Source organism: Hallella bergensis DSM 17361 (genome assembly GCF_000160535.1).
Classification (GTDB): Bacteria; Bacteroidota; Bacteroidia; order Bacteroidales; family Bacteroidaceae; genus Prevotella; species Prevotella bergensis.
In genome coordinates this window covers 828,582-841,626 of the sequence record NZ_GG704781.1, presented here as the reverse complement: position 1 = coordinate 841,626, position 13,045 = coordinate 828,582, and the positions used below count along the sequence as shown (strand labels likewise).

Annotated in this window: 12 protein-coding genes and 1 tRNA gene; 6 read left to right on the top strand and 7 right to left on the bottom strand. The window is 48.5% G+C overall.

Translation table 11 applies throughout. The features are described 5' to 3' along the window. Window positions 1-101 precede the first annotated feature (101 nt). Window positions 102-788 carry a hypothetical protein gene (locus tag HMPREF0645_RS07385; protein WP_007174316.1) on the top strand — a complete coding sequence of 229 codons (687 nt, stop codon included), beginning with the start codon at window positions 102-104 and terminating at the stop codon, window positions 786-788. Window positions 789-938: 150 nt separating this feature from the next. Here HMPREF0645_RS07385 and HMPREF0645_RS07380 read toward each other — a convergent pair whose 3' ends face one another. The 3 genes from HMPREF0645_RS07380 to HMPREF0645_RS07370 all read right to left on the bottom strand — a co-directional run bounded on the left by HMPREF0645_RS07380 (window position 939) and on the right by HMPREF0645_RS07370 (window position 2,623). After that, a complete protein-coding gene (locus HMPREF0645_RS07380) occupies window positions 939-1,388 on the bottom strand; it encodes a DUF4293 domain-containing protein (RefSeq protein WP_007174315.1) in 450 nt (149 codons plus the stop codon). Between the two features lie 18 nt (window positions 1,389-1,406). Then, the gene (locus HMPREF0645_RS07375) at window positions 1,407-1,727 is read right to left on the bottom strand and encodes a DNA-directed RNA polymerase subunit omega (RefSeq protein ID WP_007174314.1); all 321 of its coding nucleotides are present in this window, start codon (window positions 1,725-1,727) and stop codon (window positions 1,407-1,409) included. Window positions 1,728-1,789: 62 nt separating this feature from the next. Further along, window positions 1,790-2,623 (bottom strand): outer membrane protein assembly factor BamD, encoded by an 834-nt coding sequence (locus HMPREF0645_RS07370; protein ID WP_007174313.1) that lies wholly within the window; start codon window positions 2,621-2,623, stop codon window positions 1,790-1,792. 113 nt (window positions 2,624-2,736) lie between these two features. Here HMPREF0645_RS07370 and uvrB point away from each other — a divergent pair, with 113 nt between their 5' ends. From uvrB to HMPREF0645_RS07350, 4 genes are all read left to right on the top strand, one after another. Beyond that, a complete protein-coding gene (gene uvrB / locus HMPREF0645_RS07365; RefSeq protein WP_044123369.1) occupies window positions 2,737-4,770 on the top strand; it encodes an excinuclease ABC subunit UvrB in 2,034 nt (677 codons plus the stop codon). A 664-nt stretch (window positions 4,771-5,434) separates the two neighbouring features. Then, window positions 5,435-6,097, top strand: a complete 663-nt coding sequence (locus tag HMPREF0645_RS07360) for a DUF4468 domain-containing protein (RefSeq protein ID WP_044123368.1) — start codon at window positions 5,435-5,437, stop codon at window positions 6,095-6,097. 143 nt (window positions 6,098-6,240) lie between these two features. Beyond that, window positions 6,241-6,465, top strand: a complete 225-nt coding sequence (locus tag HMPREF0645_RS07355; protein ID WP_007174310.1) for a hypothetical protein — start codon at window positions 6,241-6,243, stop codon at window positions 6,463-6,465. Then, complete coding sequence (locus HMPREF0645_RS07350) at window positions 6,466-8,790, top strand: putative porin (protein WP_007174309.1); 2,325 nt, start codon at window positions 6,466-6,468, stop codon at window positions 8,788-8,790. Window positions 8,791-8,912: 122 nt separating this feature from the next. On the opposite strand, the gene HMPREF0645_RS07345 is transcribed toward HMPREF0645_RS07350, so the two are convergent. The 3 genes from HMPREF0645_RS07345 to HMPREF0645_RS14325 form a co-directional block, all read right to left on the bottom strand. Next, a tRNA-Tyr gene (locus HMPREF0645_RS07345) sits at window positions 8,913-8,995 on the bottom strand. 153 nt (window positions 8,996-9,148) lie between these two features. Next, a complete protein-coding gene (gene rpe, locus HMPREF0645_RS07340; protein WP_007174308.1) occupies window positions 9,149-9,817 on the bottom strand; it encodes a ribulose-phosphate 3-epimerase in 669 nt (222 codons plus the stop codon). Between the two features lie 31 nt (window positions 9,818-9,848). Beyond that, complete coding sequence (locus HMPREF0645_RS14325; RefSeq protein ID WP_007174307.1) at window positions 9,849-9,974, bottom strand: hypothetical protein; 126 nt, start codon at window positions 9,972-9,974, stop codon at window positions 9,849-9,851. 179 nt (window positions 9,975-10,153) lie between these two features. On the opposite strand from HMPREF0645_RS14325, the gene HMPREF0645_RS07335 reads away from it, so the two are divergent. Further along, window positions 10,154-11,389 carry a hypothetical protein gene (locus HMPREF0645_RS07335; protein WP_156777863.1) on the top strand — a complete coding sequence of 412 codons (1,236 nt, stop codon included), beginning with the start codon at window positions 10,154-10,156 and terminating at the stop codon, window positions 11,387-11,389. 123 nt (window positions 11,390-11,512) lie between these two features. On the opposite strand, the gene HMPREF0645_RS07330 is transcribed toward HMPREF0645_RS07335, so the two are convergent. Continuing rightward, a complete protein-coding gene (locus HMPREF0645_RS07330; protein ID WP_007174305.1) occupies window positions 11,513-12,841 on the bottom strand; it encodes an MATE family efflux transporter in 1,329 nt (442 codons plus the stop codon). Window positions 12,842-13,045: the final 204 nt, after the last annotated feature.

Genomic DNA, 13,045 nt, shown 5'->3' with positions numbered 1-13,045 from the left:
CTACTGTGTCTTTTTTTTCATTATCTTTGACAAAAGAACGCCGATGTGGCTTTAAGTTTACCATTAAATTTTCAAATTAATAGTAACATAAATCAGAGAATATGAAGAAATTATTATTTATTATTGCTGCCATCGCAGCACTCGTGTTTGTAGGTTGCGGAAGTAAGTCGAAAACCAAAACAGAAACTGCTGAACCCTTGGTGGATACTACAGAGCTTGCTCCCGACCTTAAGTTAGGTTTCGATGCATTGAGCACTCAGCTTACTAACGCATTGAAGAGCAATGATGCTGAGAGCGTTACGAAAGCTTTGGCTAATCTCACGGCTATGTACAAGACTTTGGCAAACTCCGGTCAGCTGGATGAATTGAAGAGATATGGCATGCTTGCGAAGAATCTTGTAGAAGAATATGCAGGAGAAATCAAGAACTTGGCTACCGAAATCCCAGCAATTTCCAAGTTGTATTCCAATATTGAAGCCCTCCCAGTGTCTGCCAATACTACTCTTGACGAAGCAAAGGCTGCCGTTTCTGATGAAGCGATAAGCATGGCCTCGGAGACGTTTCAGAAGGGTGCCCAGGCCGGTGCAACTGCAGAAGCTGCTGCTGAGGCATTGAAGAATGCTCCTGCGGCTGCCAAGGAGACGATGAGCGAAGCTCTTACTGACACGAAGGAAACTGCAAACGATGCTGCGAAGAGTGCCAAAAAGGAAATGACAGATGCTGTCAATAACACGAAGGCAGCAGCATCTGATGCGGCAAAAAATGCAAAGAACAAGTTCGGCTTGTAAACTAACTGACTATCATTTTCTGAAAATTCAGAGGAAATAAGACTTTGAAGAACGATTAAAAAGATAGATAACGACAAGCCCCGGAAAGGTAAATGGTTTACTTTCCGGGGCTTGTCTTACTCATATATTGGGTCAGAACCAGTGGCTGACCTACCTTATTCTATCCATAGATCTCACCAGTTTCTCGTCGGCAATGATGCCCCTGCGTGCCAAGATGAGCAAAACGAAGGCGACAAATGGCAAGCAAGCAGCAAAGGCCACATGGAATGTGTCACCCGTCTGGAACTCGTTGAGCGCGCAAAAGGCATAGTAGGCATACCATGCCAGGCAGAGAATCATGCTCGCGGTGCACAGTCTGGCCTGAAGCATGCGCTTCTTATACAGGAATATGGCGATGAAGGATAGCGTGCCGGCTATCACCAAGTCCACGAAAGGTACGGGTTGGGTATGAACGGCACCATCGGTGAATAACCCTAAGTTGTACCAGATGGTTGGCATCTCCATGCCCTTGGGTTCAATCCTTCCGATGGGCAGGCAGAGACAAACAATGAGTGCCGACACTGCCAATAATAAAAAAATAGTTTGCTTACGCTGAATCATGTGTGTCGTTCCTCCGTCTTAATCCTTGGAAGCATCTCTGAAATAGACATTTCCCTCGATGTATTCTTGTGTGGCGAGCATGGTTGGTTTTGGCAATTTTTCGTAATAACGGCTGATTTCAATCTGCTCACGGTTTTCAAAAACCTCTTCGAGAGAGTCGTTATACGAGGCAAATTCAGCAAGTTTCTTGTTCAGATCCTGCTTGATTTCAATTGCAATCTGATTAGCGCGCTTGCCAATAATTACCACACTCTCATAGATATTTCCGGTTTGTTCACACAGTTCCATGATGTTTCGCGTCACCGTGTTTACTGGAGCTTTTGACTTTTTGTAATCCATGTCTATATTATAAATTTAGTATTTGCAAATGTTCGTTATCAAACAGGGGTGCCCGTGCGGACTTAGTCAACGGCATTGGCTGTAAATTTCTTGCACTGTTTGATATAGCTTTCTGCGTTCTTCCGCTCTTTGGAGTCAGGATATTCGTTGATGAAGCCGTAGCATTCGTCCTCCGCATCCTGGTATCGCTCTATTTTTTTTGACTCCACGCTTTGCTGTGCAAGTTCGTATTTGCTTTTCATAATGAGCACGGCAAAGTCTTCCCGACGTGATGAATAGGGGTAGTCTTTCAGTGCATTCTGGGCCGTTACGATGCAGGCCTCGTAGTTGTTGCCGCCGCTGGAGCAGTTGCCGAAATATGCTCCGAGGTCATAATATAACTGAGCGGAGTACAATTCCTTCTCCACCAGCTTGTCCTGCAATTCAAAAAGCCGTTGTTGAGCCTGGTCTTTGAGTTTGGCACCGGGATAAAGGTCGAGATACTCCTGGTAGGAAGATATGGCCTGAACCGTGCTGCTTTGATCCAGCCGGGGTTCGGGCGTGCTCATATACAGGCTTTCACCTACATAATATGAGGCCATTTCTGAATACAATCCACGTGGATACGACTTCACATATTGCTTGAATGTCTCGGCTGCCGTTTCGTAATTTCGGTTGCAAAATTCTGACATGGCCAACATGTACAGGCTCTCTTGTGCCTCGGTGGTTCCCTTCTGCTGAATGATGAGTTCCTGAAGCAGGGTAGCGGCGCGGGTATATTTGCCATTGGCAAAGCATTCCTTGGCATACTCGTACTTATAACGGTAGTCGGGAGACTTGTATACTTGATTGAACTCCTTGGCACAACTGCCGAAAAGCAAGGCCGTGGAGAGGGCAATCAAAACCAATTTCTTCATATTCAATCTTTTGACTTGCAAAAATACACATAATTCTCTGATTCACAAAGAAGCGATAGTTATTTTTAGCAAAAAAGCTGACTTTGCGAATGGATTTTAGTAATTTTGCATATATGGAATTTAAACTGACATCGCAATACGAACCTACGGGCGACCAGCCGCAAGCCATTGCACGGCTCACCGAAGGTGTGCTCCACGGCGATCCGGCACAGGTACTGTTGGGCGTTACGGGTTCGGGTAAGACGTTTACTGTGGCCAATGTCATTGCCAATGTGGGTAAACCCACACTGGTCCTCAGTCACAACAAGACGTTGGCGGCCCAACTCTACGAGGAAATGAAGGGATTCTTTCCTGACAACGCCGTGGATTATTATGTGTCCTACTACGACTATTACCAGCCGGAGGCCTATTTGCCCACTACAGACCTCTACATCGAGAAGGATCTCTCCATCAACGACGAGATAGACAAGTTGCGTCTCAGAGCCGTAAGCGACCTGCTGTCGGGGCGGAAAGATGTGATCGTGGTTTCGTCGGTGTCGTGTATCTATGGCATGGGTGGTCCTGTGGGCATGCAGCAAAGCATTATCAGCATCAAGCGCGGCCAACGCCTCGACCGAAACGAGTTCCTCCGTCGTCTCGTCAACGCCCTCTACACCCGCAACGATGTAGATCTGCAGCGCGGTTTCTTTTCCGTGAAGGGCGACACGGTGAACATTGCCATGGCCTACAGCGACCATATATTGCGTGTCACATGGTGGGACGACGAAATAGATTCCATTGAGGAAGCCGATCCCGTCACCATGCGATCGCTACAGAGTTTCGCAGAATACCAGATTTATCCGGCCAACCTGTTTGTCACGAGTAAGGATCAAACCGAGATCGCCATACGTAATATTCAGGATGATCTGGTCGACCAAATTGAATTTTTCAAGGAGGCGGGTGACGATATCAAGGCGCAACGCATCAAGGAGCGTGTGGAGTACGACTTGGAGATGATCAAGGAACTGGGTCACTGTTCGGGCATTGAGAACTACTCTCGCTATTTCGACGGACGCCAGCCGGGGCAGCGTCCTTATTGCCTGCTTGATTTCTTTCCCGACGACTTTCTCATTGTCATCGACGAGAGCCATGTCAGCGTGCCACAGATCAGTGCGATGTATGGTGGTGATCGCGCCCGCAAGAGAAATCTCGTGGAGTATGGATTCCGTCTTCCGGCCGCTTTCGATAACCGTCCCCTGCGCTTTGAGGAATTTCATGAAATGGCCAAACAGGTGATCTACGTGTCGGCCACGCCGGCCAACTATGAATTGCAGGAGGCTGAGGGCGTGGTGGTGGAACAACTCATTCGCCCCACCGGACTACTCGATCCCGAAATTGTTGTCAGGCCTTCAGAGAATCAGATTGATGACCTGCTCCACGAAATCCAAATCCGTTGTGAGCGCGATGAGCGCATTCTGGTGACAACTTTGACCAAGCGCATGGCTGAGGAGCTGACCGAATACCTTTTGAACAACGACGTTCGGGCTAATTATATTCACAGCGATGTGGCCACGCTCGACCGTGTGCAGATCATGAACGACCTGCGTGCCGGACTCTATGATGTGCTGGTAGGTGTCAATCTGCTGCGCGAGGGATTGGACTTGCCCGAGGTGTCGCTCGTGGCCATCCTCGATGCTGATAAGGAGGGTTTCCTGCGCAGTCACCGGAGTCTGACCCAGACCGCCGGCCGCGCTGCAAGAAACGTGAATGGGAAGGTGATCATGTATGCAGACACCATAACCGAGAGCATGCAACGCACCATTGACGAGACGGCTCGCCGTCGCTCCATCCAGATGAAATATAATGCCGACAACGGCATCACTCCACGCCAAATTGTGAAGGATATCAAGGGCACGCTGCCCAATGCCCGGGGCGAGGAGTACAAGTCGGCGGGCGACATGGGCAAGCAACGAGTCTATCTGGAGCCCGACAGCGCTGCCTTTGCGGCTGATCCGATTGTGCTTCGCATGACAAGACCCGAACTCGAAAAGAGCATAGCGAACACCAAACAACTCATGGAACAGGCTGCCAAGGCGCTCGATTTCATTCAGGCGGCACAGTATCGCGATGAAATCCTACGGCTTCAGGCACAGCTGGAGCTGAAATAAGCCAGATAGTTGCCGCTTCTGATTGGGCGCGCTATTTTTCTTGACAAATACCCTTCTGTATTTCGCTTATTTAAAAATCAAATGTCTTTGGTTTGAAATAGGCGAAATATGCCACGTTTTGCAGGCTGCTCATTTACAGCCGTTTAGCGGTGTCGCTCTCATTAGGCCTATTTCATCGCTTGCGATTACATATCGATCGGCGTGACGGTTAGGCATAGATCGCCATGCGACTAAGCCTCTGACGTGTGCCCACTACGGTCAGATCGCACCGCCAAAAGGCTCTAACCGCCATTCCATTTAAATTTTTTAGTCCGTTCGCCCTGATTTTATCCGGCCAACATGGCGTCTTTTTCTCTGGATGCTCCGAGAACAGCCATCCGAAAAATGGTAATTATATTTTACATGATGCCTGAAGATGCGGCGCAGCTTCGCTTCTCTACTAAATTTTGCAAAAGTGAAAAAGAACCTGTAATCTGGTTTACCAGATGATGGTTTTACGGAGAATCGCGTTTTAAATCCCTTCTGTTTTTTGCGGGATATCTCCATGATGGGTGATGCTGCGAGCGTTCGCAGGACACCAATAAACGTTAAAAAAAAAGTTTCTCACCTGTTATACAACATTATTTATTAATTTTGTCTCCTATAAATGTATGATTTAATAGTGATGAAAAAAATAATTGTACTACTCCTTGCCTGTCTTCCCTTGGCAGGAATGGCTCAGAATACATGGGAGATTCCTCAGGAGGAAGCCCAGCAGAGCCAGCTTAAGCAGAAAAAAGCAGTTTTCGACACGAAGAAAAAAGAAAACGCCAAATACATGGTCGGTGCTGTGCCAGAGGTGGATGGCAAGGTGGTGTTCACGCTTGACAAGGCCGTGCCAGGCATGACAGCTGCTGATATCTACCAGAAAGTGTATGGCGTGATCAGCGCCATAACGAAGGAAGACAATCAGTTTCCGCAAAGTAAGATTGCCGTGGTCAACAAGAGTGAGCACACCATTGCTGCTCGCATGAAGGAATGGTTGGTGTTTCGGAACTCGTTTCTCTCTCTCGACCGCACCGTGTTCAACTACACTCTCATTGCCAGGGCTACCGACAACCATCTCGTGCTGACGATGGAGCGCATCAGTTATCAATATGAGCGCGACCGCACGGATGTGCAGGGTGGACTTGACGTGAAAGCCGAAGACTGGATTACCGACAAGGAGGCTCTGAACAAGAAGCAGACCAAACTCTTGAAGTACAGTGGTAAGTTTCGCCGTAAGACCATCGACCGCAAGGACAACATCTTCGGTAGGGTGTGCCGTGCCTTAGGCGTTGAATATTAAGTGGCACGCGGTTCCCGATTCATGGCAAAGGTGAATTCTGTAAATGAACACCACGGCATGGCATGTTAGAAATAAGGGTTACGACTCATTATACTCAAGGTTCATTCACATAACTTTTCAAAAATCATTTTACGCATACGTTCATGGACAATGACAATCTGCAACTCAATCGACGCCGGCGCGGCGACGACGAGGCTCCAAGAAAAAACTTCCTCAGGCTTCGCAACTGGCTCAACCTCGTATTCATGATAGGGGCGGTGGCTGGCGTGTTGCTCTACTTCTTTGCTGACCAAACGGCAGGCACGATAGTCATCTTGGTGGCAATGGTATTCAAGATCGTTGAGACGGCCCTGCGATTTCTGCATTAAATGAAAAAATACACACTTGGCTTTCTGTTCTGGTTTGTTTCCCTGTCCATCTTCGCACAAATGGGCGTGGAGGAAAATGGCTATAACCAGATAGACGAAAACGGAAACATCATGTCGCCCGAACAGCGCCGCAAACAAGGCGACTCGCTCGGCACCGACAAGGAGATTCCGAAGGGCATCTATGTGTGGACAATCGATTCGCGATTTGGCGACCGCCGAATGGTCGAACCGGACACGCTGTCGCACATGTATATGAACACTATCTTCACCACGGGCCTGCGAGGTGAATACAATACCACCGGAAACCTTGGTGCGCCACGGCAGGCTCGCATCTTTCTTGACCGAGACGAGCAGGGGGAGTTTATCTTTACCAATCCCTACGACTTTTTCATCATGCCCGTATCCGATTTTCATTTCACCAACACCCTCTCTCCGTTTACCAACCTCAGTTACAACAACTGCGGAAACCGCACGAACGGTGAAGACCACTTCACGGCCAAGTTTGGGGTGAATGCGGGCAAGAAGTTGGGTGTGGGCTTTAAGTTCGACTATATTTATGGGCGAGGATACTACAGCAATCAGTCGACCTCGCACTTCAACTATACGATGTACGGTTCTTACCTCGGCGACCGCTATGAGGCTCATCTGCTGGCCACAACCAACCACCAGAAAGTGGCTGAAAATGGAGGAATCACCAACGATAACTACATCACACATCCCGAGTCGTTCAATGAGGACTTTCAGACATCGGAAATACCGATGATGTTGTCAAAAAACTGGAACAGAAACGACAATCAGCACGTGTTTCTCACACATCGGTACAATGTGGGTTACAACCGCAAGGTACCTATGACCAAGGCCGAAATCGAGGCGAGGAAATTTGCCATTGCCTCTCAAAAAGAGGCAGCTCGAGAAAAAGCTAAGAAAAAAGCGCGTAAGGAGGGACGCGAGATAGACGAAGAAGAGACAACCTATGTCGGTCGGCCTGATGATGCCAAGGTGATCGATAAACCCGAAAACCGTGCCGACAGCACTGCGGCCGACTCGCTGGCACGCGCCGGGCGCATCACTGTGGACAGCAAGGCCATGGGCGATAGTCTGGCGGCGGCAACCGGGACGGCAGCTGAAGACACGTCTTGGCTGAAAAACGAATATGTGCCCGTGACGAGCTTTATCCATACACTTGACTTCAATAACTACAAACGCATATACCAAGCCTACGAAACGCCTGAGAACTTTTACCTCGACCACTTCACGGTGGCCGAGAAATTCGCGAACGACTCCATCTATGACAAGACCAACCACTGGTCTTTGCGCAACACGTTGGCCATCTCGTTGCTCGAGGGTTTTAACAAGTGGGCAAAGGCAGGACTCAAGGTTTTTGCTTCGCATGAGATGCGCCATTATACTCTGCCTGATGCCGAAACCGACCGGGCGTGGACCGAAAATGACGTGTTCGTAGGCGGACAAATCTCTAAAACCCAAGGACGAACCCTTCACTATAGTGCCGTGGGAGACTTTTATGTGCTTGGCGCTAATGCCGGAGATATACAGGTTGATGGCAGTGTAGACCTCAACTTCCCCTTGTTCAAGGATACCCTGACGCTGGCCGCATCCGGATTTTATCATCACATGAAGCCTGGATTCTATTATCGGCACTATCAAAGTCGGCATTTCTGGTGGGACAACGCCGACCTTTCGTTCATCGACCACATTCGGGTGCAGGGCTTGCTCAACTATCAGAAAACCCGCACACGCCTGCGCGTGGGCTACGATATTATCAAGAACCATACCTATTTTTCCTTGGGATATACTCCCGGCGAGTCAGGACGACTCTACAATGTGGTTGCGGTGAAGCAACATGGCGATCCTATCAGTTTGTTGACGGCAGAACTTTCGCAGGACTTCAGTTTCGGACCGGTCAATTGGGAGAGTGTTGTGACATTCCAAAAATCGAGCAGTGACAAGGCTTTGCCGTTGCCCATGCTTAACGTTTACAGTAATCTCTATCTGCGATTCAAGGTGGCCAAGGTGCTCAAGTGTGACCTTGGTGGGGATGTGCGCTACTTTACCAAATACAACGCATCCGAATATGTGCCGGCCATCGGACAGTATGCTGTGCAGGGCAACGATGAGAAGGTGTCAGTTGGCAATTATCCCGTGGTTAATGTCTATGCCAATTTTCATTTGAAGCACACGCGTTTTTTTGTGATGATGAGTCATGTGAACGCCGGAACTGGCAAGAAGAACTATTTTCTGGTACCTCATCATCCGCTCAACGGCCGGGTGTTCAGGATGGGACTGAGCTGGAATTTCTTTAATTGATCGGTTCTTCCTGGCGCATGCACCTGCAATGTGGGTGAGCCAGGGTATGGGAAAGGAGATAAACGAAACAAGCCATTACTGTCGGATTCGACAATAATGGCTTGTTTCGATCATAATCAATGTGGGTGGTGATGGATTCGAACCACCGTAGGCAAGAGCCAGCAGATTTACAGTCTGCCCCATTTGGCCACTCTGGTAACCACCCCTGAAGCTCTAAAGCGTGTGCAAAGGTATGACCTTTGGGTGAGAATAGAGAATAAGCAGGCCATGTTTTGTGTTTTTTTAACGGATAGTTTTGCCGTTGTCGCATTGTTGCATGGCTTCCAAATCCATGGTCATCCCTCGTTGGGAGGGAGGTTTAAGCTCGTTGGGATGTGCTCATGTTTTTCAGATCGTGTATGGTTTGGATGGGGTCTGCTGCGCCGAACACGTAGCTGCCGCTCACCAAGACGTCTGCTCCGGCTTGGATGAGCCGTGGTGCCGTGGTGCCGTTGACGCCGCCATCGACTTCTATCAGTGCGTGTGAGCCACTTTCCTCAATCATGCGGCGAAGCCGGCGAACACGCCCGATGGTGTTTTCGATGAACTTCTGGCCGCCAAAGCCTGGGTTCACGCTCATGATCAGCACGAGGTCGGCGTCTTCGATAACATCCTCGAGCATGCCAACGGGTGTCGATGGATTGAGTACCACGCCGGCCATCATGCCTTCCTCCTGAATCTCGTGAATGGTACGGTTCAGGTGAACACAGGCCTCATAGTGTACGCTCATCACTGCTGCACCAACCTTGGCTGTCTGCACGATGTATCGCTCCGGATTCACGATCATGTAATGCACATCGAGAGGTTTGGTACAAATCTTCTGCACGGCTCTCATCACCGGGAATCCAAAGGAGATGTTGGGCACAAAACTGCCATCCATCACATCACAGTGGAGCCAGTCGGCCTCACTGCGGTTGATCATGTCAACCTCATCTTTCAGATTGGCAAAGTCTGACGCCAACAGCGAAGGCGAAATCATTGTCTTCATAGAATTATGGGAAGTTAAGGATTTACAACTGTCAGTTCATGCAGCATGGTATGGGCTGACTTCCACCCTTGATGGTGCGGTAGGTGTGGGCTATCTGACGAATAATATTCAGCGTGGTCTCCGTGGGGTTCGGTTCTTCGTGGGTAAAATACTTCATAGGCAGTCATGAAATGTGTAAGTTATACGATGATAACGTTCCTACTCTGGCTTTTATTACATGTTGAAAGAAATATATTAATATTCATCGTTTTTTCATACCAATACTATTGCATTATTCCGGCAACTTTCATACATTTGCAATGTAACACATATGTTTAACTTTTAAATTCATTACTTATGAACAGAATTTTACGCTCAACATTACTTTTATCCTTCACCATGCTTTTCGGCTTGAGCTATGGACAGGGGACAACATTCGATTTTGATGCGAATGGCGGGCAGGGAGCCACTGAATTGTTTGGAATATCAGAAAGGTCATCCGGTGAATCTCAAGCTGGAGATATCACAACTCCCGTTTCGGCTACTGTTGGTGACATTACCATTACAGTGTCTCCATCTACAGGTAGGACGCCAAATCGTCTTTGGCAAACAAGGTACTGCGTGTTGCGTATGTATGGTGGCGATATGAAAATTTCCTCCAAGGGAAAAAACATCACAAAGATTGTTTTCTCGCTCAACAGCAGAGCTTCAAGTGCAAAATGGTCTGCAACAGTTGATAATGGTACTTTGACAGACTTTATTGAGGGTACTTCCACCGAGGTAACATGGACGGGTGATGCTAAAGATATTGTTCTTACAGTTACAAGGAATACACAGTTCTCAAAGATTACTGTATATACAAGTGGCAGTGAGAGCGGAGGCGAAGAACCAACTCCTACTCCTAAGGGAGAGGTTGCAAATATCAAAACCTTTACAGCTTTGGCTAATGGAACGGTGGCAAAGCTGACATTGAAAGATGCGGAGGTGTTGTATTCCTGGACAAGCAACAAAGGCAACACGCAGACTTTCGTGCGTGATGCTACGGGTGCATTGATGTTCTTTAATACAGGATTGGACCTGAAGGCCGGACAGAAGCTCAATGGTACGGTTACCTTAAAGCGTGGTGCTTACGGTGAAACGGCAGAGGCTATGAAGGCTACCGAGACCAATGCTGACGGTTATACCGCTGTTGACGGTACGGTAGAGCCTAAGACTATCGCTCTTACGGAGGTTAGCAACAACCTTTCGGATCTTGTCAAGCTTTCGAATGTGAATATTATTTCAGAGGTATCAGGTAAATGGACCAACTACTATATAGTATCTGGAAGCGATAAGGTTCAGCTGTTCAACGGATTCCATCTTGCTGGATACGAACCTGCTGAGGCTCAGAGTGTAGATATTGTTGGAATAGTGACGATGTTCAAGGGCAACTACCAAGTTCAGCCTATTACTGCTCCTGTTGCCACAGGTATTGATGCCGTAGGAGCTGTCGAGAGCGATAATGCTCCTGTCTACAATGTTTCCGGACAGCGAGTAGGAGCTGGTTACAAGGGACTTGTTATTAAAAACGGCAAGAAGTTTATCAGGAAGTAAGTAGAAAGGTAACAGCAAAGGGTTTTCCTCCTTGTTACAACATAAAAGCATCCACTGCAGCGCGCGGTGGATGCTTTTTAGGACTTAGGGGAAGTCTGTTTATGAAGTTGGTGTTCTGTTTGATCAGGCTAACCGCGACAGTGTTCGGCGGAAGAAATAATAGTAGAGCGTTCCGGAAACCGACAGTCCTATTGGGAAGGCAAACCATACGCCAACCAACCCGCCATTCATCGTGATGCCGAAGATATAGCTCAGTGGTATGGACACTACAAAATAGGCGATGAATGCCACAAGCATCAGCGGCTTGACGTTCGACAGACCGCGCAGCGAGTTGGAGAACACACATTGCAGGCCATCGGGAAGCTGGTAGATAATCAATGGCAAGATAGCTCCGGCCACAATGGTTGATATCTCTTCTGAATCGGCAAAGAGCCAACCGATGTCTTGACGGAAAGCCCACACGGGCACGGCCACCAGCATGGCCACAATGCAGCACAAGTGGAAGCCCGCCCACGCCGTGGGAGTAATCTTGCTAAACTCGCGCTGACCATGGAAAAGGCTTATCCTGATGGCTACTGCTGCCGACAGGGCATAGTAGATTTGGAAAAATAACTGGCTGATGGAGAGCATCACCTGATGCCCTGCCAGCGCAGTGGCACCAATCCATCCGACGATGATGCTGCAAAGCGACCAGGCTCCCGATTCCATACCCATCTGCATTCCCAGCGGCCATCCCATGCGATTGAGCAGCAACTGGTCGGCTCGCGTCACCTTGCTTTGCCAGAACGACTGGGCAAAGGGCTTGTAATGCTTGCTCCGGAAGAACACACAGGCAATGGTTACTGTCATGAGGATGCGCGAGAGGAGTGTGGCCAAACCGGCACCCAGAATGCCGAGTTCGGGCATGCCCAGTTTACCATAGATGAGAACCCAGTTGGCCAGAATGTTCACCAGATTGCCCGAAAGCAGTATCCACATCGGCGTCTTGGTATCGGTGGAGCCGTCGGCCGTCTGCTTGAATACATTAAACCAGCATACAAATGGGATTGACACGAGGTTTACAATATAATAAGGTCGCATGTAGGGCAAAAGCTCTTCGGGCTGCCCAAGTCTGTCTATAAAAAAATAGAGCACGCTGTAAACTGCAACCAACAACAGGGCCAGCATCGTGTTGGCAGCAAGTCCGTTGCGCACTAATGCACCGATTCGTCCTGTTTCCTCGCGCCCGTAGCTGTTGCCCACCAGTGGGGTGAGTCCGTATGCAAATCCCATGGCCACAAGAATACCAAGCATGAATATCTGCCCCACGAAAGCTGCAGCTGCCAGTTCGGGCGTGGAGTGGTGCCCAATCATGATGGTGTCGGCAAATGTGAGGATAATGGTGCCTATCTGGCCTATGACAATGGGGATGCCCAGCTTGATGATGGAGGTGTAAATATCTCTTGAATACATAGTGAATTTTCTGATCGAGATGCAAAGGTACACATTTCCTCCTACACAATGACCAATATCGATTGATAATCTGACAGCGCCCACCGTAAGTAGACGATTTATGAGATGATGTGGTTCTTTTGTCTTGTTCGGTCCTTTATTTTTATGGATTAGATGATGTTTCCAATATTATTAAGACATTCATAAAAATAAATTAGTACTGGT